Here is a 22,573-nt window from a genome sequence, read left to right as displayed (position 1 = left end):
GGCGCGCTGGCGCTGGCGGCCCTCTGTGCCTACGGCGCCGCGCGATGCGCGTCCCGCAGCGACGCGGGCGGCAAGGCGAAGGTTCAACCGCGCGAAAGCGCGTGAACGCATAGGCAGGGGTCCGGCGAAGAGCCGGCCCCCGAGGCAAGCAACGTGCATGCCCGTGGGCATGCGAGCGAAAGGAAGTGAAGCATGAGAATCAAGACGAACCGCAACATGGGCAGGATCCTGCTGGCGGGAGCCTGCGCCGCCGCGCTGGCCGCCGGCTCCGCCGTCCCGGCGTTCGCCGTCGACGAAAAAACCGGGACGACGAACGTGACGTACTCGTCCTCGCAGCAGGTGCCCGGCACCAACGGCTGGGGCTTCGAGATCCCCACCGCCATCCCCTTCGGCCACGACAAGAGCGTGACGGTGGACGCGTCGGTGAACCTGTGCAACATGACCCCCGGCGGCTCGGTCGACCAGATCCCGGAGGCGGACTTCCCCACAGGCGGCGTGGAGCTCAGCCTCCAGTCCGCCAACGGCTTCCAGCTCCAGAAGGCTGCGGCGCCCCTCGACCCGGTCGCCTACAAGATCTCCTACGAAGGCGCGGCGGTGACGAAGCAGTTGTTCGACACGAACGTGGGCCAGACTAAAACCGTCATCGGCAAGTTCACCAAGACGGACCACACGGCTGTGGGCACGGCCGAGCGCGTCGGCGACGCCGGCGAGAGCGGCTCGCACACCGACACGCTCACCTTCAGCTACGATGCCTCCAACACGACCCCCATTCCGTAGGCTCGTTCCCCGACCGACCCGCCATCCCGCCGCGTTCGCGGAGGGATGGCGGCGCTCCGACCCAGAAAGGCGAAACCGAAGTTGAACGACGCCCTTACCACAGACCAACGGCATTCAAAGTGGAGGAAGAGGCGGGTATTGGCCCTCCTCGTCTTCCTGGCGCTCGCCGCCGCAGCGGTGGCGGCAGCGGTCTTCCTGGCGCAGCCGGAAGGCGACGGCGACGGCATCGACCCCTCGGCCACCTCGTACAGCATCCCCGGGTACGACAACCCCGGGGGAGAGCGGGGGAGGATCCGCATACCCACCTACTCCGACTGGGACATGAAGGCGGGAACGGACACCGTGGAGGTGCCCCTCATCAACACGGAGGGGAACCCCTGCTACATGCGGTTCACCGTGAAGCTGTCCGACGGCGGGGAGGTCCTGTACCAATCCGGGCTGGTGCCGCCCGGGCAGGCCATCCCGAGCATCCGCCTGAACCGCACGCTCGACGCCGGCACGTACCCGATCACGGTCGAGATAGCCACGTTCAGCCTGGACGACCCCTCGCAGCCCCTGAACGGGGCCGAGCTGGGAACCGATATAGTGGCCTCGTGACAGACCCTTCTGCCTGTATAAGTGAGTGCAGGCGCCGGAAAAGGGGAGGGGAGAGAAGGCCGGCGCCTGCCGGGGTAGGTCAGCTTACGGCAGCAGGTTGAGCGACTGGAGCTCTTCCTTCACGTCGGCCATGCCGTATTCGTCGAGGCAGGCGGCCGTGGGGCAGCCCAGCTTCTCGTCCCAGCCGAACTTGCCGTACACCATGCCGAGCGCCGTCTGGAAGTCGTCGCGATCCATCTTGTCGGTGCCCTCCGTGAACGGCTGCTTGTCCGGGTCCTTGTCGAAGGCCCAGGCGGTGATCACGTCGTGGTCGGCGCGCAGGTCGTTGTTGCCGAGCGTACCGTCGGCCTTCGTCATGCCGCGCACCGTGTTCGCGCGCTGCAGCGTCATGATCTTGGCGCCGGCCTGGTACAGGTCGTCGGTGGTCAGGTCCTCGCCGGTCACGGCCTTGAAGAACTTGGCCTCCAGGTCAAGGTCGCCGCGGTAGTTGCGGGCCTTCGTGGGGCTCATGGTCATGGGCCACACCCAGTTGCACAGCGTCAGCGAGTCGTGCAGCACGTCGGTCACGAGGCTCCACCAGGCGAAGTTCGCCTTGTGGTCGTTCATGGGCGTGTAGTTCTTGTCCTGGTCGATGGCGTCGGCGCCGCCCCAGACCTCCTCGGCGATCTGCTGCTTCAGCTCGAAGGGCAGGCCGCAGCCCTGGAAGTTCACGGCGGAGTGGATCATGTCGTCGCGGTTGAACATCATGTTGTACACGGCGCCCACCTGGCCGAAGCACTCGATGGAGTGGTGCACGGGCCAGCCGCGGTAGTTTACCAGCGTGGACTTCGCGTTGTCGAACCACGCCTGCTCGTTCCAGCGCTCGCACCACACGTACGGGCCGTGCGCCAAATACGAGATCTCGGAGTCGTTCTGCGCGATCTTCGTGAGGATCTCGATCATGACCGTGGGGTCGCGGCGGTCGGCGTCGAACTTGCCCCAGTCGATGGAAGCGTACTCGGCCTCGGGCAGCACGCGCTTGAACACGCCGTTGGCATGGCAGTAGGCGATGTCGCGGTACAGCTGGGCGTAGTTGCACCACAGGCCCAGGTTGTCCATCGTGTTGGACGTGGTGGTGTCCCACAGGATGGAGAGGTCGCCGTCGTCCTTCAGGCCCATCTTCAGGAAGGGCTCCATGTACACGCTCACGGGGAAGTTCGCGGCGCAGGTGTTGCCGGCAGTCTCGTAGCCCGTGGTCTCCTTCGTGCCCTCCACGCGCAGGTCGGAGTAGCAGTGGATGGGGCAGCTGTGGCAGCCGTTCATCTTGATGGTGTACTTCGAGGCGGCCTCGCCCAGGTCCTTCGTGGACTTCATGCAGCGGTAGCCCACGGTGTTGATCTCGCCGGGCTTCGGCTCGCCCGTCTCGATGGGCTCGCCCTCGGCGGCCTCCCAGAACAGGCCCTTGCGCGCCGTCCAGCGGGAGCCCTTGTCGTAGTACTCGGCCCACTCCTGCTGGGTGGACGGCACCACGTGGTTGTTGTTCGAGCCGATGATCTCGCGCAGCATGTAGTCGGACAGGTCGGCCACCGTCTGCGGGTCCTTCACATTCACGGAGCCGTCGCCTTCCACCACGAGGGCCTTGAGCATCTTCGAGCCCATGACCGCGCCCGTGCCGGCGCCGGCGGAGTGGTTGCGCGAGTTGATGATGCAGGAGTACGGCGTGAGGTTCTCGCCCGAGGGGCCGATGGCGGCCACGCAGGCTTGCACGCTCTCCTTGCGGCAGAGCGCCTCGGTGGCGGCGCGGGTACCCAGGCCCCACACGCCGGCGGCGTCCTTGATGGACACCTGGTCGTTCTTGATGTTCAGGTACACGGGCTTGCTGGAGGCGCCCTCCACCACGATGGCGTCGTAGCCGGCCAGCTTTATCTTCGCGCCCAGCATGCCGCCGCAGTGGGCGTCGACGATGAGGTGGTCCTTCGAGAATGTGGACAGCGAGCAGATGGTGGTACGGCCGGCCAGCGGCACGCCGGAGGCCGTGAGGGGGCCCACGGCGAAGACGATCTTGTTCTCGGGGGAGAAGGGATCGGTGCCGGCGGGAACCTCGTCGAACATGATCTTGTTCGCCAGGCCCATGCCGCCGATATACTCTTTGTAGGGGTCGGTCGGTTGCGTCGTGATCGAGCCGGTGCTCAGATTGACGCGGAGGATCTTACCGGCCCATCCGTACGATGTTTCGTCAGCCATGTTGCATCTCCAAATCTTGGATAGACTACTGGTTCGTGTTGTGTGGGAACCGTCGGCCGCGATGCGAGCGCTGACAACAATCATCGTGCCGCCAGTATGCCGACCCGCGCGCCCAGGGTATACCCTCTTTGGGGGTAATTCCGCAAAATCGCCGTTCAGGAAGCAGAATTCCCTCAAAGAGGGGAGGGCGCCAACCGCGCGCACGGCATACTTCCAAGCGTTGTGTGGTACCGCGAATCGGAAGCGAGCCGAGCGCAGCCACCCCGAGGGCGCACGCCCGCCGCGCGAAGGCGACGGCGGCAAGACGAGCGAGCACGAGCGCGTCGGCGGGGGAGGCATACGGAAACGACACTCACGGAACTCTCGTGAGGGAGGGAGCACCAGGCTATGTCAGATTCCAATCTGCACCAGAACACCTCAGAGGACCAGGGCGTTCCGAGCGGCGCGCCTGCAACGACCGGAACCGCGCCCGCGCCCGAGAACGTGCCAGGCGAGGGGGAGCACAAGAGCAAGACGTTCACGCGACGCAGCGTGCTGGCCATGGCGGGCTGCGGCGTGGCCGGCCTTGTGGTGGGCGGCGTGCTGGCCTCGTGGGGCGTCACGTCGAAGTCCATCGCCTCCGGGCGCATAGAGATCCGCACGACCCCGACGAAGATGATCGTGACCGACCGCGCCCGCTGCTCGGGCTGCCAGCGCTGCGAGATGGCCTGCACGCTGAAGAACGACGGTCGCGTCTGCCAGCACATCGCGCGCGTGCGCGTGTGGCCCAACTACAACTTCGGCACGAACGTGGGCAGCACCGACGGCGCCTACGGCAACTGCGAGTTCACCGTGGAGCACTGCAAGCAGTGCGAGGACCCCGCGTGCATGAACTATTGCCCGGTCCATGCCATCTACGCCGACGAGAAGTCCGGCGCGCGCAAGGTGGACGCCGACCGCTGCATCGGCTGCGGCATGTGCAGCCAGGCGTGCCCGTGGAACATGCCGGTGGTGGACTCCGAGACGGGCGTGTCCACGAAGTGCATCTCGTGCGGCCGCTGCGCCGAGCAGTGCCCGAACGGCGCCATCAAGTTCATCGACTGGGAGGATATCGCGCAGAAGGTCATCGATCAGGGCGTTGTGAGGACGACGACCCTCGTGCAGGCGTGATGACGCCCGGTGCAGCCCCCGCGCGCCGCGCAGGCGGCGCAGGGAGCGGAGAGAGCGGAAAGGAGGAAGGGCGATGATGGAGGACGAGGCCGTGTTCTCGGTGCTCGCGCAGTGCTTCGGCCCGGTGGACGAGAGCTCGTGGAACCAGCTGGCCGGCAGCTCGCTGTGGTCGGACTTCCTCGACGGAGCGCGCCGCGCCATGCAGGATGCGGAGCTGGGCGTGCAGGCGGCCCCTGCCGCACGGGCGCGCAAGCGCTGCCCGCTGCAGGAGTTCCTGTCGTCGGGCGAGGTGAACGCGCTGTTCGCACCGCCGACGTACGAAGAGAAGCAGGCCTTCGCCGCCCGCCACTTCACGGGAGGGCTCCCCGAGTCCGCCGTGCCGGTGGAGTCGCTCTACCGCACGTGGTCCGCAGGGGCCGCGCCCGCCCCGTTCTCGCAGCAACAGGGGCTGTACCTGGGAGATTCGGCACACTACCTGCGCGAGCTGGTGGAGCGGCTGGGCATGGAGGTACCGCCCGCGTTCGCGGCGTGCCCCGACCACCTGGCGCTCGAGCTCGATCTCGTGGCCGTGATGCTGCGGTCCGGCATGCGGGAGGAGGCCCGGCAGTTCCTCGCGGAGCGCTTCGCCTGGCTCACCGCGTACCGCATGCGGCTCTTGGCCCTGGAGGACGACGCCCGCTTCTACATCGGGCTCGTCGACGTGATCCTGGCCATCCGCGCGCAGCAGACGACCGCCGATGCGGTGGTCGCATGAGTGCCGACGATAAGAGAACTCACGTGCATGCATACAGAGAGGAAACAGCTATGTCAGAAAACGCTATAACCAGGCGAAGCTTCCTGGCTGGCAGCGCTGGGGCGGTTGCGCTCACGGCAGCGGCCGGCTATATGGGCTTCGACGCTTGGGAGCAGGCGCATGCTGATGACGCATCGGGAGGCGGCGAGACCAAGACCGTCCACACGCTGTGCAACGCCTGCTCGAGCAAATGCGGCTACACGGCCTACGTGGTCAACGGCCGCTTGACGAAGCTCATCGGCGATACGGACCACCCCTACTCCAAGGGCAAGCTCTGCGCCCGCGGCTACGGCTACTCGCAGATCGCCTACTCGGAGGACCGCCTCACCGACCCGCTGAAGAAGAACGGCCAGGGCAAGTTCGAGGCCATCTCGTGGGACCAGGCTTACAGCGAGATCGCCGAGAAGGTGCGCGCCATCATCGACGCCGACGGCCCCCAGGCGCTCGCGATGGTGCAGGATCCGCGTCCCAGCGGCAAGTACTACACGAAGCGCTTCATGAACGCGCTGGGGTCGGCGAACGTGTACACGCACGGCGCCGCCTGCAACCTGTCCAAGGAAAGCGGCATGACGCAGGCCATCGGCACGGGCAGCTACTCGTCCGACGTGGCGAACTCCAAGATGACCATGTTCATCGGCCGCAGCTACGCCGACGCCATCCGCCCCAGCTCCGTGGTCGCGCTGCAGAAGGCCCACGAGAAGGGCGCGCACATCGTGCTGGTGGACCCGCGCTGCAACAACAGCCGCGTGTTCGCCGACGAATGGGTGCCCATCAACCCGGGCACCGACCTGGCGCTCGTGCTGGCCATGAGCAACGTGCTGGTGACGCATGGCCGCTACGACAAGGAGTTCGTGGCTGCGAACACCGTCGGCTTCGACGAGTGGGCCAAGGAGCTCGCGGAGTACCCGCCCGAGTGGGCCGAGGGCGTCACGGGCATCCCGGCCGACACCATCGCGCGTTTGGCGATGGAGTTCGCCGAGGCGGCCCCCGCGGCCTCCATCGAGCCCAGCTGGCGCGGCGCGTTCGGCTGCTCGTACGAGAACTCGGGCGAGACGGCGCGCGCCATCTGCCTGTTCAACACGCTGCTGGGCTGCTGGAACCAGAAGGGCGGCGCGCTCTTCACGCCCAGCGTGTCGGCCGGCAAGCTCTCCGACGAGCGCTTCGCCGACCCGAAGAAGCCCGAGGGTAAGCAGGTGGGCGCGGCCGAGTACCCGCTCGCGCTGTCGAGCATGGGCACGAACCTCGCCGCCGCCCAGGCCGCGGAGGACGGCACCGTGAAGGGCATGTTCTTCTACAATTCGAACATGGCCGCCGGCTACTCGAACACGGCGAAGCTGGCCGAGCTTTTGGGTAAGCTGGACCTCATGGTGGTCGTGGACGTGCAGATGTCCGAGACGGCGATGCTCGCCGACTACGTGCTGCCCGACACGAGCTACCTGGAGCGCCTGGAGCTGCCCGAGTTCATCGGCGGCAAGGTTCCGGCCGTGGCGCTGCGCGACCAGGTGATCGACGTGGTGCACCCGAACACGAGGCCGGTCGACCGGATCTTCTCCGAGCTGGCCGAGGCGTGCGGCGTGGGCGAGTACTTCCGCTTCGGCGTGGACGAGCTGGCCGACGCGCAGCTGCAGACGGTGGGCCTCTCGCTCGACGCGCTCAAGCAGACGGGCACGGCGCACTTCCCCGAGAAGGAGTTCGCCTACGGCACGGCGCCGAAGTTCAAGACGCCTACCGAGAAGGTGCAGTTCACGAGCGAGGCATGCGAGAAGGCGGGCCTGTCGGCCGCGCCCGTGTGGGTGGAGCCGGCCGTCATGCCCATGGGCGACGAGCTGCGGCTCATCGGCGGCAAGCAGGCCATCCACAGCCACACGCAGACCGCGAACATCGAAGACCTCATGCAGATCACGAAGGATTACGACCTGACCCGCGTGTGGATCAACGCCGACGTGGCCCGACGCCTGGGCATCGAGGACGGCGACGAGGTGGAGGTGTCGAACACCCAGCACACGGGCCGCGTCCGCGCGAAGGTGACGCAGCGCATGAACCCCACGGCGCTGTACATGCCCAGCCACTACGGGTGCTCGTCGCCTGACCAGCACACCGCCTACGAGGTGGGCCTGCGCCAGATGGACTTCGTGCCGTTCCATTTGGAGCCGGCCTACGGGGGCGCATGCACGCAGGAGGCGGTCGTGACCGTTAAGAAGGTAGGTGCGTAATGGCCCGTTACGGAATGCTCATCAACACCAAGAAATGCATCGGCTGCTACGCGTGCCGCGTGGCCTGCCAGCGCCAGAACGACCTCCTGCCCACGCAGGACTTCATCCGCTACGAGGAGCACGAGACGGGCACGTACCCGAACGTGGCCATCGAGACGGTGCCGCTGCAGTGCATGCACTGCGAGGACGCCCCCTGCGCGGCCGTGTGCCCCACGGGCGCGGCCTACATCGGCGCCGACGGCATCGTGGGCGTGGACGAGGGGCGCTGCATCGGCTGCAAGTACTGCATGGCCGCCTGCCCCTACCAGGTGCGCGTGCACAACGAGAAGACGGGCACGGTGGACAAGTGCCGCTTCTGCACCGTGTCGGCCGAGACGAGCGGCACGAAGATGTGCTCGTGCGTGGAGGCGTGCCTCACGGGAGCGCGCATCTTCGGCGACCTGGACGATCCCGCCAGCGACATCTCGAAGGAGATCGCCGCGACGAACGCCCAGCCTATCGCAGGCGACCTGACCAAATCCAAAGTATTCTACGTGAGGTGATGAGCGATGTCATTCGAACCTATCTGGGGCGCCATCATCGCATGGTACCTGTTCCTCGCCGGTTTGGGCGGCGGTGCGTTCATCACGTCCGCCTTCCTGGGCTGGCGCCATCCCGAGGCCGTGTCGATGCGCAAGGTGGGGCACCTCATCGCCCCTATCGCGGTCATCGTGGGCCTGGTGCTGCTCATGTTCGACGCCGAGGGCGGCCTGCACAACCCGCTGCGCTTCGCGCTGCTGCTCACCAACTTCGGCTCCGTGATGACGTGGGGCGTCGTGTTTTTGGGCGGCTTCACCGTGGTGGCCCTGGTCGTGGTGGTGCTGGACTTCCTGAAGAAGTCGGTGCCGGTGTGGCTGGACATCGTGGGCGTGGTGTTCGCGGTGTGCGTGGGCGCCTACACGGGCGCGCTCCTGGGCGTGTGCAAGACGTTCCCCTTGTGGAACAACGCGCTTCTGCCCATCCTGTTCTTGGTGTCGGCCGTGTCGGCGGGTGCCGCCAGCGTGCTCTTGGTGGCCGTCATCCGGCATGCTGACGAGTTCAACCGCGTGGGCGTGCTGAAGAAATTCCACTTCTGCCTGCCTATCATCGAGCTGGTGCTGGTGGCCGCGCTCATGTTCATCACCAGCTCCAACTCCGTGGCCGGCTGGAACTCGGTCATGAGCCTGCTGGTGGGCTCCTACGCGCCGCTGTTCTGGATCGGCCTGGTGCTCATCGGCCTGGTGCTGCCCACGGCGCTGGAGACGTGGCTTCTGTTCTTCAGCCCGAAGGAGTTCGAGGAGAGCCGCAAGGCGCACTGGATCAGCTTCGGCTCCGACGCCGGCGTGCTGGTGGGCGGCTTCCTGCTGCGCTTCCTGGTAGTCATGGCCGCGCTGCCGGTGACCATCACGGTGCCCATGCTGTAAGGAGAAGGCACCGTGCCCCGCGCCCCAGCTGAAAGCCGTTTGCGGAGAAAAGGTGCTCGTTCGTAAACAAGCGCGGCGTCCCAGGTAGGGGCGCCGCGCTTGTTGTGTATAGAGGTAGGGGAGAGATTCATCCGCAAGTTGAAGCGTTCTGCAATCGAGGAATAACGTCAGCCAGGAGTATAATTGGTCAATCATTCGGAAAAGGGGTAGCAGCACGGGAGCTAACGTGAGGAACGTCAGCCGAAAAGAGAAGAAGTTCCTCGTCGACATGGCGAGCGCGAAGCAGCTCGAGGGGTTGCTGTCGCAGGTGGTGCCCGGCGATCTGCACAACGGCTCGCACGGCTACCCGGTGCGCTCGCTCTACTTCGACACGCTGCACGACCGTGACTTCGCCGAAAAGCTGTTCGGCACCGATCCCCGCCGCAAGGTGCGGCTGCGCGTATACGATCCCACGGCCGATTTCGCGCTCTTGGAGCTCAAGCAGAAGCAAGGCGAGAACCAGCGCAAACGCTCGCTGCCCTTGATGCGGGCCGAGGCGCGCCGGCTCATCGAGGGCGATTTCGACGGGCTGCTCGACCGACCTGAGCCCTTCGCAGCCGAGATCCACGCGCTCATGAGCATCAACGGCTACCGGCCGAAAGCCATCGTGGAGTACGACCGCACCGCGTTCATCGCGAAGGAGAACAAGACGCGCGTGACGTTCGACCGCAACATCCGCGCGACGGAGCTGAACCAGGGCCTGTTCGACCCCAAACTGCCCCTGTATCCGGTGTTCGACCCGTTCAACGTGGTGCTGGAAGTGAAGTTCGACGGCTTTTTGCTCAGCTACATCCGGTCGATGCTGAACATGGTGGACAAGAGCGAGCTGTCGGTGAGCAAATACTGCCTCGCCCGCAGCGTGCGCATGGCGTACCAGTTTTAAAGAGGAGAGACCGTGAAAGAGCAACTGTACCAACTGTTCCAGGGAACCACAGGCGCGCCCACGGTGGAGGACCTTCTGCTGCGCGTGGGCGTGTCGGTGGTGATAGGCCTGGCCATCTTCGTGTCGTACTGGATCTCTCACGCGGGCACCATCTACTCGCAGAAGTTCAACATCAACCTCATCACGCTCACCATCCTCACGGCCACGGTGATGACGGTCATCGGCAACAACATCGCGCTATCGCTCGGCATGGTGGGCGCGCTGTCCATCGTGCGCTTCCGCACGGCCATCAAGGACCCGCGCGACACCACCTACATCTTCTGGGCCATCATCTGCGGCATCTGCTGCGGCGTGGGCATGTTCATGGCGGCGGCCATCGGCAGCGTGGCCGTGTTCGTGGTGATGCTTATCCTGGGGCGCGTGCGCAACGACGTGCGCACGCTGCTGGTGGTGCGCGCCGCGCGCACGCAGGAGCTGCCCGTCGAGGGCAAGGTGTACGAGTACTTCGGCGGCCGTGCCGTGCAGCGCGTGAAGAACACCACCGAGGACGCCGTCGAATTCATGTTCGAATTGTCGCGCGGCATGCTGGAGCGCGCGCAGAAGAAGGCCGAGCACCCCATCACCGAGGAGCTGTACGCGCTCGGCGGCGTGGAGTATGTGAACGTCGTGGCCCAAAACGACGAGATCGGCAGCTAGCGCGCAGGGCATGGAGGCGTTGCGAGGGCGGAAATACCAGATCATAGCCATGGCGGCCATCGTGGCCGTCGTGGCGGCGGGCGTCGTGGGCACGTTGACGGACAGCGGCGGCACCGACCTTCCCGAGCGCTACCACCAGCATGAGAAGGCCCAGCAACTGGCCGACCTTCCCGAAGCCGACCGAGTTGCGGCATCCGGCACGAACATCGACGCGGCAACGTTCGCCTCGCATTTGCCGGTGGTGAGCATCGACACCGGCGAGCAGGAGATTCCTGGAGAGCGGGTAATCTCCACCGAAGACGCCGCAGTCGAGGCCGAAGCTGCAGACGCAACGGTTGCGGAAGACGAGCATGCGGGCCCCGTGACGCTCGCTGCGGACGGCAGTACCACCATTCCTACTTCGTTTTCGCTGTTCAGCAACGATGGTGCTGCGAACCGCTTGAGCGATGCCGCCGTGCTCTCCACGCAGGCCGAGCTGCGCATCCGCGGACACTCGTCGCGTTTGTTCGATAAGAAAAGTTATCTTGTCCACTTCACTGAACAAGACCGCCTCACCGCGCGCAACCTCGATGTGCTCGACATGGGTGCTGACAACGAGTGGGTGCTCAACGGCCCCTTCCTCGACAAAACCATGATACGCAACTACCTTTCCATGAACATCGCGGGCGAGATCATGCCCTACACGCCAGACGTACGCTTTTGCGAGCTCTTCATCGACGGGAAGTACCAGGGCGTCTACTTGCTTATGGAGTCGGTCAAGCACGATGACGATCGCGTGGCGCTTACCGATTCCGATCCGAAGTCCGCTGCCACAAGCTACATCGTGAGCCGCGACTGGGAGGATGCCACGAACGCGACGAACGTCTATGACTTCCTGAACGTGATTCGCATCACCCGGGGAGCTCCGCTCGAGGTGACCTACCCTTCGCAGCGCATCATCACGGAGGAGCAGTTTGCGTGGATCGAGCAAGACATCAACGCGTTCGAGAAAGCGCTGTATTCCTACGACTACGACACTTCATCCTACGGATACTGGAACTTCATCGACGTGGGAACGTTCGTCGATTACGCGGTCATCAACGAGTTCACCGGCAATATCGATGCAGGCTCCTACTCTACCTACTTCTATAAGGATGTGCGCGGCAAGCTCAGCGCCGGCCCCGTGTGGGATTTCAACAACGCGTTCAACAACTATATGGACAGCGATCTGTCCGACATGGGGTTCTTCGTTAATACGAAGCCCGTCTTTTACATGTTGTACAAAGATGAAGCGTTCGTTCATCGAGTGATCGCCCGTTACCGCGAGCTGCGCGAAGACTCGCTTTCCGACGAGCGGATGCTGACGATGATCGACGAGACTATCGATTATTTGGGACCCGCTATCGAGCGGAATTACACGGTGTGGGGATACTCGTTCGACGCGCGAGCGGTCCATGACGACGAGAAGCTCTTCCCCGAAGAGCGCAACCCTGGTTCATTTGACGAGGCGGTCGGGCAGCTGAAAAGCTATATCGTCGAGCGCGGGGCTTGGATGGACCGCAACATCGAGAACCTGCGCCAGCTCTCGCATGAGTCGGTCAACAAGAAGTACAACCATTAGGAAGGGGGCTGTGTGAAGAAGTTCATCGTGGCATGCTGTTGCATCTTCGTTGTTGCGGCCCTCGGGCTGTACGCCTACTTCTACGAAGGAGTGTTCATCGATCTTGATCCCGACAAGCCGGTCGAAACCTGGACGGTGCAAGACGGGAAAACCATCTACGTCAACCAAGGAGACGGACTCGAGGAGTTCGAGATTCGCGGCGTGGATCTAGGTGCGGGCATCCCCGGCCACTTCGCCACCGACTACGCCATCGACAAGGAGACGTACCTGCGGTGGTTCCAGCAGATCAAGGACATGGGCGCCAATACCATCCGCGTGTACATCCTCTTGGGAACGGACTTCTACGAGGCGTTCTACGAGTTCAACAAGGACAATCCCGATCCGCTTTACCTCATTCATGGCGTATGGATCGACGACTACGTGCAGAATTCCCACATGGACGCTTTCAACGCAGAGTACCTTACACGTTTCAAAGAAGATATCCGTACGGTGATCGACGTCATTCATGGACAGCGTCTGATCGAACTGGGGCATCTGTCCGGTACGGGCAGCTACACGAAGGACGTTTCGCCGTGGGTACTCGGGTACCTGCTGGGCGTCGAGTGGGAAGCGCGTACGGTTGCCTACACCGACCTCGAAGAAGTCGGGCGCAGCGTGTACGAGGGCGCGTACCTTAAGACGACGGCCGATGCGACTCCTTTCGAGGCTATGCTCGCCGAGGCGGGCGACGAGGCGTTCCAGTACGAGTCAACGCGGTACAAAGAGCAGCGTCTGGTGGCTTTCAGCAACTGGCCCACCACAGATCCCTTCGACTATCCCGAGGCCCTCAAAACGTTCTACGAGAAGTATGCAAGCGTCGATGTGGAGAACATTGTTGCCAGCGACGCGGTGTTGTCGGGCATGTTCGCTTCATACCATATCTATCCATACTATCCCGATTACCTGCGCAACCTGGCTGAATACTACACCAGTACCGATCCGCAAGGAGAGGTGAACACCTACTACACCTACCTGAAGCTCATCAACGAGCATCATTCGATTCCCGTTGTCATCTCCGAGTTCGGCGTACCCACCTCGCGCGGTGTGGCACAGATCGACGCGAACACGAATCGCAACCAAGGGGCCATGAGCGAGTTGGAGCAGGGGGAGGCTATCGCACGCTGCTACCAGAACATCATGGATGCCGGATGCGCGGGCAGCATCATATTCTCATGGCAGGACGAGTGGTTCAAGCGAACGTGGAACACCATGGCCAACGTCGACCTATTGAAAACGCCGTATTGGAGCGACTACCAGACGAACGAGCAATTCTTCGGCTTGCTGTCGTTCGATCCAGGCAACGAGCGCAGCGTGAGCTACGTTGACGGCGACGACGAGGAGTGGGCGGACGACGATGTGATAGGCGAATCCGAAGGCCGTACCCTATCCATGAAGTATGACGAGAAGTTCCTCTACTTCATGGTACGTGGAGACGACGTCGGACCGGGTTCCAAGCTGTACCTGCCCATTGACACGACCCAGAAGACGGGTTCCACGGCCAGCGCCGACCCTGCCGTGTCGTTCGAGCGTGCCTCGGATTTCCTTGTCGTCCTCGATGGGCAAGACGACAGCCGCGTGCTCGTGCAGGAGCGTTATGAGGTCATGCGCGCCACGTCGCTGCTGGCGACGACGGGAGAGGACCCTTATGTCTCCCCGCCTGCCCCCGACACGGACACGTTCAAGCACATCGATCTGGTCCTGCAGACGCTCACCGACTACACGCAGCTCGAACAGGCCATCGTCGAGGACATGAACCTGGGCGAGAACGAGTTCTTCTTCCAAACCTACGAGACCGGCAAGCTCACCTACGGCGATGCGAACCCCTCGCACGAGGCCTTCGACTCGATGGCCGACTTCTGCTATGGCGATGGGTTCGTGGAGATCAAGCTGCCGTGGCAGCTGCTAAACTTCTCGAACCCCTCCGAGATGCAGATCCACGATGACTATTACGAGCATTACGGCGTGGAGAACATGCAGATCGATCGCATGTACGTGGGCGTGGGCGACGGTTCCGACGGGCAGGCCATCCCGTTGTTCGAGAAGCCGCTCAAGGGCTGGGGCACGAAGGTGACGTACCGCGAGCGCTTGAAAGAGAGCTATTACGTCGTGCAGCGCATGTGGGCCGAGGGCGTGGCGCCCGAGGATCTGTGGCGCGTGGACGCGGGGGCCGACGAAGCGGTCCCCGCCGGGGCGGACGGCGCGTTGTGAAGATCGAGTGGCTTATAGCGTTCTACCTGTTCATCAGCGTGATGATGACCGTGTTCAACTTCGGCTACCTAGCCTACGAGAAGGTGCACGCGAAGCGGTTCGACGCCCGGACGAAGCGCTTCGCGGTGCTCCTGGGCCAGGAGATCGAGCGCAACGCGGAGTTTCCCACCGAGGATCACAAGCGCACGCTCGAGCGCGCGATGCGCCGAATGGCCGGCATGGAGTCGTTCGACCTGACCATGGGGCACCTGCTGCGCGAAGATCCCGACAAGAGCGAGCGCTACCTGCACGGCATCGCCACGGTGTTCGACCATCTCACGTACCTCTTCGCGAAAAAGGACGACCTGCACCGCGCCTACTTTGCTTACATCGTGAAGCGCTGGTACCGTGAACGCCCGGCCGGCAACACCGTGGAGCAGGCGCTCCTGCGCTACGTGCGCGAAGGGTCGTTCTATGCGCGGCAGAACGCGCTGGAGGCGCTTTCGCAAATGGGAAGCGCCCGTGCGCTGGCCGAGGCTATTTCCACGCTCGAGCGCGACGGCGAGTTCCACAGCCCCAAGCTGGTCACGGAGGCGGCGCTCGCGTTCGCGGGCGAGGCGGCGGAGCTGGAGGCCGAGCTCAAGGAGCGCGTCGGGCGCTTCAGCCCCCATACCGTCGCGGCCCTCGTCAACTACCTGCGCATGGCGGACCTCGGTGACCTCGACGTCGTCCTCTCCCTCATGCGCGACGAGCGGGAGGACCTTGAGGTGCGCCTCGCGTGCATCCGCTACTTCATGCGCCGGCGCTGGCCGGCCGCCGAGGCCGACCTGCTCAAGCTCGCCTCCGATAACGATCCGGCGCGCTGGGAATACCAGGCCATCGCGGCTACGGCGTTGTCGAACTATCCCGGCATGGAAGCTGTCGAGGTGCTGAAAGGGTGCCTGTCCAGCCCGTCGTGGTTCGTACGCAACAACGCGGCGAGGACGCTGTACGACTACGGCCTCACGCTCGAGGACCTGGACGACGTCGTGAACGGGTCCGATGCCTATGCGCGCGACATGCTCGCCTACCATTGGGAGCTCAGGCGCGTAGAGGCGGAGGAGCGCAAGCGGAAGGAGGCGGGGCCGGCATGATCGCCACCACCGTGACAGCGGCGTCCTTCGTGCAGGGGTTCCTGTACTTCGTAGGCGTGTTCTTCGTGCTGTACCTCATCGGGTACTCGACGTTCCTGTTCCTGTCGGTGACGGTGGGATCGTCCATCCTGTACCGTCGCAAACGCGAGGCGCACTACAAGAGCACGCTTGAGGTGGACTGCTACGTGCCCATCACCATCATCGTGCCCGCGCACAACGAGAGCGTGACGGTGGAGAGCTCGCTGCGTTCGCTGCTCAACCTCGATTACACGCTGTACGAGGTCATCGTCGTGGACGACGGCTCCACCGACGATACCGCGCAGGTGGTGGTGGACGCCTTCGGCCTGCATCCCATCGAACGGCCCATCCGCCGGCAGGTGCCCTGCGCACCCGAGCTTGGCGTATGGTACGGGCGTGTGGGGCGCGTGCCGGTCACGCTCATCTCCAAGGAGAACGGCGGCAAGGCCGATGCCCTGAACATGGGCATCAACGCCTCGCAGTACCCCTACTTCATCTGCATCGACGCCGACTCCGTGCTGCAGTACGACTCGCTGCGCGAAGTGTCCGCGCCGCTCGTGGAGCACGAGAACGTGGTGGCCGTGGGCGGGCTCGTGCGCATCTCGAACGGCATCCGCATCAAGGACGGCCGCCTGACCAACTACTCGCTGCCGAAGAAGATCATCCCCGCCATGCAGGTGCTGGAGTACGACCGCTCGTTTTTGTCGGCGCGCATCCTGTTCGACCAGTTCAATGGTAACCTGATCATCTCGGGGGCGTTCGGCCTGTTCCGCAAGGACCTGGCCATCGCGTGCGGCGGCTACGACCTGGATACGGTGGGCGAGGACATGGAGCTGGTCACGAAGCTGCACGTGTTCTGCCGCACCAACGGCCACGACTACCTGATAAAGTACGCACCCGACGCCATCTGCTGGAGCCAGGCGCCCGAGACCCTGCGCGACCTCGTGCGGCAGCGCCGCCGCTGGCACACGGGCCTGTTCGAGACCATGACGAAGCACTGGCGCATGTTCGCCAACCTGCGCTTCGGGCTGGTGAGCTTCTTCTCGTACACGTACTTCCTGATCTACGAGCTGCTCTCGCCGGCCATCGAGCTGTTCGGGCTGCTCACGGTGGTGCTGGCCGTGGCATTCAACTTCATCAACATCCCGTTCATGCTCATGTTCTTCGGCATCTACGCGGTGTTCGGGGCGGTGATGTCGCTCACGGCGTTCTTCTCGCGCGTGCAGACCCGCGACCTCAAGCTCTCGCTGCGCGACGTGGCGAAGGCGCTCCTGCTGTCGCTCTTCGAGGTGACGGTGCTGCGGTTCGTCCTGGCCACCACTCGTATGTTCGCGCTGCTGGGCTACCGTAGGAGCGACCGCCGCTGGGGCAGCATCAAGCGCCAGAAGATCGACGCCGAGAACTGAGCGTGTGTGCGGCCGCCGCCTTCGCATCGAGCAGCACGCCCAGGTAGTCCAGCATCATGTTGGGCGTCCACACCGCCCCCGATGCCGTGCTGAAAGCGCGCGAGCTGGGGCTGTTTTGAACCGAGTGCCTGCTGCTCTCTGTTTGTTGGTGGCCCCGTGCCCTCCAGTCGGGATTCCCAGATGGCGGGATTAGTCAGTTGTTCTCTCGCGCTACGCGACAAGGGTTGCCATAAGCAACCATGTTCGCGGGGATGTCGCACGTGACCACGCTGCCGGCCCCAACGACCACGTTGTCGCCGATGGTCACCCCGGGTAGGATAATGGCTCCGCCGCCAATCCACACGTTGTTCCCTATGGTCACCGGCGCGCTCTGCGTTTTGCAGAACGCGATGCCGCCATCCGCATGCAGAGCGCCGAATCGTTCGCGGGCGTTTGTGGGATGGAAGGCAGTGTAAATCTGCACGTTCGGCGCTATGAGCGCGTTGTCGCCGATGCGAATGACATTGGCATCAAGAAACGTGCAGTTCAGGTTCACTTCGCAATTATCGCCGAAGAAGATGTTCCCGCCGTAATCGACGAAAAACGGCGGCGTGATCCACAGGCCTTCGCCGAAGCCGCCCAGAAGCTTGCGCAGCAAGGCCTCTTTGCGCGCAGTATCCTCCGAAGCTGTTTCGGCGAAGGCGCGCGTGAGATCCTTGGCGCGATGCCACCGCGCGAGCAACGCCGGATCTCCGCAATCGTACAGCTCCCCGGCTAGCATGCGATCGTGCTCGTTCCGGGCTTCGTTCTGGCTTGCCATGCGAGAGCTCCTTTCTCCGAAGAGGGGGAGGGCGACTCCAAGCCGCCCTCCTGTCAGCTACTCGCTTCTCAGCGCCTCCACAGGGTCTTTCCTGCTGGCGGCGCTCGAGGGGATGAGGCCGGCCAGGAACGTGAGGAACACGCTGATGGCGATGAGGATGAGGGCCGCCTGCCACGGCAGGGAGGCCACGTTCGCCACGTCGAACAGCGAGTACACGATGGCGTTGGCGGGTATGCAGGCCAGCGTGGTCAGCCCGATGCCGATGACGCCGGCCGTGAAGCCCACGATGATGGTCTCCGCGTTGAACACGCGGCTGATGTCGCCCTTGCTGGCGCCGATGGAGCGCAGGATGCCGATCTCCTTCTTGCGCTCGAGCACGCTGATGTAGGTGATGACGCCGATCATGATGGACGACACCACGAGCGAGATGGCCACGAACGCCACCAGCACGTAGCTGATCATGTTCACGATGTCGGTGACCGAGGACATGAGCGTGCCCACGAAGTCGGTGTAGGTGATGACCTTGTCCTCCTGGCCGTCGGCGGTCATACGCTCGTTGTAGCCGTCGAGGATCTGGATGACCTTCTCCTTGCTCTCGAAGTCGATGGGGTAGATGTCGATGCCGCCCGGCTTGTTGAGGTTGGCGTAGCCCAGCTTCTTGAGGTTGTTGTCGTAGGAGGCCTCCTCGGTGCTCATGAGCGACATCATCAGCTCGCCGAGGTCTTCCTCGCTCATGTTCATCTGGAAGGCGTCTTTGAACTTGTCGGGATCGATGGACATGGCGGAGGCCATGTTGTTCGCCATCTGGTTCATCGACTGCTGCAATGCAGTGGTGACCTGGGCTTGCAGTTCGTTCGCCATGGCCGTCATGTAGGTGGTCATGGTGGTTTGCACGTAACTTTGCAGGGCGGTTGCCAGCTGAGCCTTGAGGGCGTCTTGATCGATCATGCCCTGTACGCCGGCCATGATCTGGGCTTGAATTTCGGGCTGGCTCATCCATTCCTGGGCGCTCTTCGGCGTGGCGTTAGGATCGTATGATGGATTGGCGCTGCCATCGGGCAGCAAGGGGGAATTGTTTTCATAAAAGCCTTTTAGGTAGCCCGCATAACCCTCCATAAGGTTGGACATGAGGGTGCTGACCTGATCGACCGGCAGATCGATATTGAGCGAACCGGCTATCTCGTCCATGTTCGGCTCGGGGACGGCGGGCATGTTCTGCAGGCTGCCCTGGAGGTTCAGGGCGTTGGACATGTCCACGGACAGCTTGCTCTGGTCGATGGTGAACGCGGCCTGGATGGCGTCGCCGTCGATGGTGAACAGCGACTCCATGTTGAAGCCGCTCTCGTCGGCCTCCTCGTCGTCGAAGGACTTGCCGGTGAACACGTTGGTGTCCGGATGCGCCAGCTGGTCCTTCACGATGGCGCTGTTCGCGGCCTGGTCGATCACGTACGTGGTCAGCGAGGCGGGGTAGTTCAGGCCCGAGCTCAGCATGGTGGCCGTCGCGTCGTCGCGCGGCTGCACCACGCCCACCACGTTGATGTCCTCGCCGTTCTTCACCAGCTCGCGCATGTAGTCGGTGTCGTCGGTCTTGTCCTTCCACACGTTGAACTCGTCGTCGCGCTGGTAGTAGTCGGCGGCGTTCACCAGCTTGAACGAGACGTCCAGGATGTCCTCGTAGGAGGGGTCCTGTATATCGGCGGGGGCCTCGATCTCCTCCTCGGCGGCGAACTTCTTCACCATATCGTCCAGCTCGGCGGGATCGCGCAGGCCCAGCGTGTACAGCATGAGGTCGCTCATGCCGCCGTTGCCGGTGAGCACGAGCACCACCTCGTTCGGGCTCTCGGGCCAGCGCCCGGCCTTCACGTCGTACTGGTTCTGGTAGAGGTCCGGATCGCTCGGCATCTCGTAGAACGTGTCGGTGCTCATGGACATGGACATGAGGCTGTTCGAGCTGGTGGACGATCCCAGGCCCAGCGCCGAGAACGACTTGTCGGGGTTCACTTGGCGCAGCTTCCCGGTGTTGGAGCTGTAGATCTGCGGAGCCACGTTGTAGGTGTACTCGATGGCGTTCGTGTACTGGTCGATGTCGCTTTCGCCGGAATCGAGGTACTTCTTGAGCGAGGCCAGGTCGTTCGAACCGATGCTCGACACCATGTTCGACACCATCTCCACCACGTGGACGGAGTCCTCGGGCTTGTCCGCGGCGTCGCCCGATGCCTCGCTGCTTTCGCCTGCCGCGCCGAACATCATCGACGTCATGTCGAAGCCGGTGCTCTGGATCTGCAGCGGGTACTCGGAGAGCGTCTCCTCCTCCACCGACTTGATGTAGTTGTTCACGCCGTTGGCCAGCGCCAGGATGGCGGCGATGCCGATGATGCCGATGGAGCCTGCGAACGCCGTCATGAGCGTGCGGCCCTTCTTCGTCATGAGGTTCTTGAACGAGAGCGCGAGTGCGGTGAAAAACGACATCCTCGTACGGCGCGCGGGTTTCTCGCTTTCGCGCAGGTCCTCGGCGGTGGGGACGAACGGGTCGGTGTCGCTGCGGATGACGCCGTCGGAGAGGTTCACGATGCGCGTGGCGTACTGCTCGGCGAGTTCGGGGTTGTGCGTGACCATGATGACCAGGCGATCGTTCGCGATCTCGGTGAGCAGGTCCATGATCTGGACGCTGGTTTTGGAGTCGAGCGCGCCGGTGGGCTCGTCGGCCAGCAGGATCTCGGGGTCGTTGATGAGGGCGCGGGCGATGGCCACGCGCTGCATCTGGCCGCCGGAGAGCTGGCTCGGCTTCTTGTTCACGTGGTCGCCCAGGCCCACCTTCTTCAGGGCCTCGACCGCGCGCTCGCGCCGCTCGGCGCGCGACACGCCCGACAGCGTGAGCGCCAGCTCCACGTTGGAGAGCACCGTCTGGTGGGGGATGAGGTTGTAGCTTTGGAACACGAAGCCGATGCGGTTGTTGCGGTAGGCGTCCCAGTCGCGGTCCTTGTACTCGTCGGTGGAGATGCCGTCGATGACGAGGTTGCCCGAGTCGTAATGGTCGAGGCCGCCCACGATGTTGAGCAGCGTGGTCTTGCCCGAGCCCGAGGGGCCGAGGATGGCCACGAACTCGTTGTCGCGGAACGACACGGACACGTTGTCGAGAGCGGTCTGGGTGAAATCGGCGGTGGTGTAGGACTTGCATATATTGAGCAGTTGCAGCATGAGGTGCCTTTCGGGCGCGCTTCGCCAAGGAAGCGCAGGTGTAACGCAATGGTTGATGGTTCGTCAATCATGGTCGATTCTCCTGCTTCCTTGCGGCGAGAATCCTCAATCTTCACCGAGTTTACCGAACGGTTACCTTTGACGAGCGGTTTCTGCCGGGCCTATTTCGGAATGCCCCCGGGCGCGTTGCCGCTTTGCCTTATAATGTGTGGTTCGAATGGAGGAAGGAAAACGTCACGATGAAGGCACTCGCGCGCGCATGGTCACCAGTGAGCCTTGCGCTGTCCTGCGTCCTTGCGAGCATCGCCCTGTGCCTGCATGCCGACAACATCCTGCTGTTCGCGCTTGAGAAGACCGGCGCCGCCGACTTGTTCGTCTGCGCGTTCCTTGGCGGGGCGGCGGCGCTTTGCCTGGCCGTGGCCGTGTCGGCGCACGACGATGAGCAGCGAAGGTGGTCTATCGGCGTGGGATTGGCGAGCGCCGGGGCGGGCATCGTCTTCGCGCTGCTGCTGGACGCGCTGCCGGCGCCGATGGTGTCCGTGTGCTCGGGCGCGCTGCTGGGCTTCGGCCTGACGTGCCTGTTGCGACAATGGGGGCGCTTCTACCGTTCTTTCACGTTCCAAGGCGCGCTGCTGAACACGGGACTGTCGTTTCTGCTGTCGTCGCTGTGGTGGTTCGCCATGGTGCACGCCGGGACGCCCTTCCTGTTCTGCCTGGGGCTCATCGTGCTGGTGCTGAGCGGCGGCCTGCCGCTTCTGGCCAGCGACATCGTGCGCGCGGACGAGGTGAGGGCCGGGCTGCGCGACCGCGAGGAGCGGTGGGTGCCGTACGTGTCCATCTGGCAGGTCATGCGCCAGGGATGGGCGGCCGTGGTGGGCCTCATGTTCAACTTCTTCGTCATCGGGCTGACGTTCTGGTCGCTGGCCGCGGGCCTGGGCTCCGGCATTGTGCCGAAGCTCTTGGCGTACGTGCTGGTGGCCGTGGTGGTATGGCGCGTCGCCGTGCGGGTGCGCGAGCCCCAAGGCGGCATGCTGGAGGCGTTCTACCGCGTGGCGCTCCCCGTGGCGGCGACCTTGATGCTGGCCAGCCCCCTGTTGTCGGGGCTGTTCCCCGGCGTGGACGGCATGGTGCTCTCGGTGCTGTCGTACGTGGGCGTTGCGACGATCAACGTCTTGGGTCTCGTGGTGCTGTTCTGGTCGGCGAAGAGCTCCGAGGTGGGGTTCTCGAAGATGTTCGCCGCGTTCTGCGCCAGCTGCGCGGCCAGCTTGGCGCTGGGCATGCTGACGTTCCAGCTCTTGGGGCCGGAGGCCTCGCGCGGGTTCGCGCTGGTGCTGCTCGTGGCCTACCTGGCGGCGGTGCTGCTGGGCGAGGTTTGGCGGGC

Annotated in this window: 17 protein-coding genes; 14 read left to right on the top strand and 3 right to left on the bottom strand. The window is 64.0% G+C overall.

All coding sequences use genetic code 11. From position 1 onward, the window contains the following. Positions 1 to 192 precede the first annotated feature (192 nt). Entirely contained in the window at positions 193 to 777 is a 585-nt protein-coding gene (locus GPA_RS11895) for a hypothetical protein (protein WP_015540010.1), read from the top strand. Between the two features lie 138 nt (positions 778 to 915). Then, on the top strand, positions 916 to 1,374 hold the full coding sequence (locus GPA_RS11890) for a hypothetical protein (protein WP_049784134.1): 459 nt from the start codon (positions 916 to 918) through the stop codon (positions 1,372 to 1,374). An 84-nt stretch (positions 1,375 to 1,458) separates the two neighbouring features. Here the strand turns inward: GPA_RS11890 and GPA_RS11885 are convergent, their stop codons facing one another. Continuing rightward, complete coding sequence (locus GPA_RS11885; protein ID WP_015540009.1) at positions 1,459 to 3,597, bottom strand: aldehyde ferredoxin oxidoreductase; 2,139 nt, start codon at positions 3,595 to 3,597, stop codon at positions 1,459 to 1,461. 387 nt (positions 3,598 to 3,984) lie between these two features. Here GPA_RS11885 and GPA_RS11880 point away from each other — a divergent pair, with 387 nt between their 5' ends. From GPA_RS11880 to GPA_RS11830, 11 genes are all read left to right on the top strand, one after another. Beyond that, a complete protein-coding gene (locus GPA_RS11880; protein WP_015540008.1) occupies positions 3,985 to 4,746 on the top strand; it encodes a ferredoxin-like protein in 762 nt (253 codons plus the stop codon). Between the two features lie 73 nt (positions 4,747 to 4,819). Next, positions 4,820 to 5,500: a molecular chaperone TorD family protein gene (locus GPA_RS11875; RefSeq protein WP_015540007.1), complete on the top strand. Its 681-nt coding sequence runs from the start codon at positions 4,820 to 4,822 to the stop codon at positions 5,498 to 5,500. Between the two features lie 50 nt (positions 5,501 to 5,550). Continuing rightward, positions 5,551 to 7,752, top strand: coding sequence for a molybdopterin-containing oxidoreductase family protein (locus GPA_RS11870; RefSeq protein ID WP_041239564.1), 2,202 nt, complete (start codon positions 5,551 to 5,553; stop codon positions 7,750 to 7,752). After that, positions 7,752 to 8,294 carry a 4Fe-4S dicluster domain-containing protein gene (locus GPA_RS11865; RefSeq protein ID WP_041239563.1) on the top strand — a complete coding sequence of 181 codons (543 nt, stop codon included), beginning with the start codon at positions 7,752 to 7,754 and terminating at the stop codon, positions 8,292 to 8,294. Before GPA_RS11870 ends, GPA_RS11865 begins: the two co-directional genes overlap by 1 nt. A gap of 6 nt (positions 8,295 to 8,300) precedes the next feature. Continuing rightward, the gene (nrfD, locus tag GPA_RS11860) at positions 8,301 to 9,194 is read left to right on the top strand and encodes an NrfD/PsrC family molybdoenzyme membrane anchor subunit (protein WP_015540004.1); all 894 of its coding nucleotides are present in this window, start codon (positions 8,301 to 8,303) and stop codon (positions 9,192 to 9,194) included. A 226-nt stretch (positions 9,195 to 9,420) separates the two neighbouring features. Continuing rightward, a complete protein-coding gene (locus GPA_RS11855) occupies positions 9,421 to 10,116 on the top strand; it encodes a polyphosphate polymerase domain-containing protein (protein WP_041239562.1) in 696 nt (231 codons plus the stop codon). Positions 10,117 to 10,128: 12 nt separating this feature from the next. Next, positions 10,129 to 10,812, top strand: coding sequence for a DUF4956 domain-containing protein (locus GPA_RS11850; RefSeq protein WP_041239561.1), 684 nt, complete (start codon positions 10,129 to 10,131; stop codon positions 10,810 to 10,812). 10 nt (positions 10,813 to 10,822) lie between these two features. Next, positions 10,823 to 12,412 carry a CotH kinase family protein gene (locus GPA_RS11845; RefSeq protein WP_015540003.1) on the top strand — a complete coding sequence of 530 codons (1,590 nt, stop codon included), beginning with the start codon at positions 10,823 to 10,825 and terminating at the stop codon, positions 12,410 to 12,412. 12 nt (positions 12,413 to 12,424) lie between these two features. After that, a complete protein-coding gene (locus GPA_RS11840; RefSeq protein WP_197533098.1) occupies positions 12,425 to 14,659 on the top strand; it encodes a hypothetical protein in 2,235 nt (744 codons plus the stop codon). Then, positions 14,656 to 15,771: a HEAT repeat domain-containing protein gene (locus GPA_RS11835; RefSeq protein WP_041239560.1), complete on the top strand. Its 1,116-nt coding sequence runs from the start codon at positions 14,656 to 14,658 to the stop codon at positions 15,769 to 15,771. The genes GPA_RS11840 and GPA_RS11835 overlap by 4 nt, the downstream gene beginning before the upstream one ends. Then, positions 15,768 to 17,195, top strand: coding sequence for a glycosyltransferase family 2 protein (locus GPA_RS11830; protein WP_015540002.1), 1,428 nt, complete (start codon positions 15,768 to 15,770; stop codon positions 17,193 to 17,195). Before GPA_RS11835 ends, GPA_RS11830 begins: the two co-directional genes overlap by 4 nt. A 193-nt stretch (positions 17,196 to 17,388) precedes the next feature. On the opposite strand, the gene GPA_RS11825 is transcribed toward GPA_RS11830, so the two are convergent. Both GPA_RS11825 and GPA_RS11820 read right to left on the bottom strand, forming a co-directional pair. Then, complete coding sequence (locus GPA_RS11825) at positions 17,389 to 17,994, bottom strand: sugar O-acetyltransferase (protein WP_015540000.1); 606 nt, start codon at positions 17,992 to 17,994, stop codon at positions 17,389 to 17,391. Positions 17,995 to 18,051: 57 nt separating this feature from the next. Then, positions 18,052 to 21,192, bottom strand: coding sequence for an ABC transporter ATP-binding protein/permease (locus tag GPA_RS11820; protein ID WP_015539999.1), 3,141 nt, complete (start codon positions 21,190 to 21,192; stop codon positions 18,052 to 18,054). Positions 21,193 to 21,431: 239 nt separating this feature from the next. On the opposite strand from GPA_RS11820, the gene GPA_RS11815 reads away from it, so the two are divergent. Further along, a partial coding sequence (locus GPA_RS11815) for a hypothetical protein (protein WP_049784133.1) occupies positions 21,432 to 22,573 on the top strand: 1,142 nt, incomplete at its 3' end.

The sequence above is a fragment of the Gordonibacter pamelaeae 7-10-1-b genome (genome assembly GCF_000210055.1).
Classification (GTDB): domain Bacteria; phylum Actinomycetota; class Coriobacteriia; order Coriobacteriales; family Eggerthellaceae; genus Gordonibacter; species Gordonibacter pamelaeae.
This window is presented reverse-complemented; position numbering and strand designations above follow the sequence as displayed.

What these genes read in the sequence shown, in the direction of transcription:
- GPA_RS11895 (WP_015540010.1), top strand. Translation starts at nt 193, where the DNA reads ATGAGAATCAAGACGAACCGCAACATGGGCAGGATCCTGCTGGCGGGA.
- GPA_RS11885 (WP_015540009.1), bottom strand. Translation starts at nt 3,597, where the DNA reads ATGGCTGACGAAACATCGTACGGATGGGCCGGTAAGATCCTCCGCGTC.
- GPA_RS11880 (WP_015540008.1), top strand. Translation starts at nt 3,985, where the DNA reads ATGTCAGATTCCAATCTGCACCAGAACACCTCAGAGGACCAGGGCGTT.
- GPA_RS11875 (WP_015540007.1), top strand. Translation starts at nt 4,820, where the DNA reads ATGATGGAGGACGAGGCCGTGTTCTCGGTGCTCGCGCAGTGCTTCGGC.
- GPA_RS11870 (WP_041239564.1), top strand. Translation starts at nt 5,551, where the DNA reads ATGTCAGAAAACGCTATAACCAGGCGAAGCTTCCTGGCTGGCAGCGCT.
- GPA_RS11865 (WP_041239563.1), top strand. Translation starts at nt 7,752, where the DNA reads ATGGCCCGTTACGGAATGCTCATCAACACCAAGAAATGCATCGGCTGC.
- nrfD (WP_015540004.1), top strand. Translation starts at nt 8,301, where the DNA reads ATGTCATTCGAACCTATCTGGGGCGCCATCATCGCATGGTACCTGTTC.
- GPA_RS11845 (WP_015540003.1), top strand. Translation starts at nt 10,823, where the DNA reads ATGGAGGCGTTGCGAGGGCGGAAATACCAGATCATAGCCATGGCGGCC.
- GPA_RS11830 (WP_015540002.1), top strand. Translation starts at nt 15,768, where the DNA reads ATGATCGCCACCACCGTGACAGCGGCGTCCTTCGTGCAGGGGTTCCTG.
- GPA_RS11825 (WP_015540000.1), bottom strand. Translation starts at nt 17,994, where the DNA reads ATGGCAAGCCAGAACGAAGCCCGGAACGAGCACGATCGCATGCTAGCC.
- GPA_RS11820 (WP_015539999.1), bottom strand. Translation starts at nt 21,192, where the DNA reads ATGCTGCAACTGCTCAATATATGCAAGTCCTACACCACCGCCGATTTC.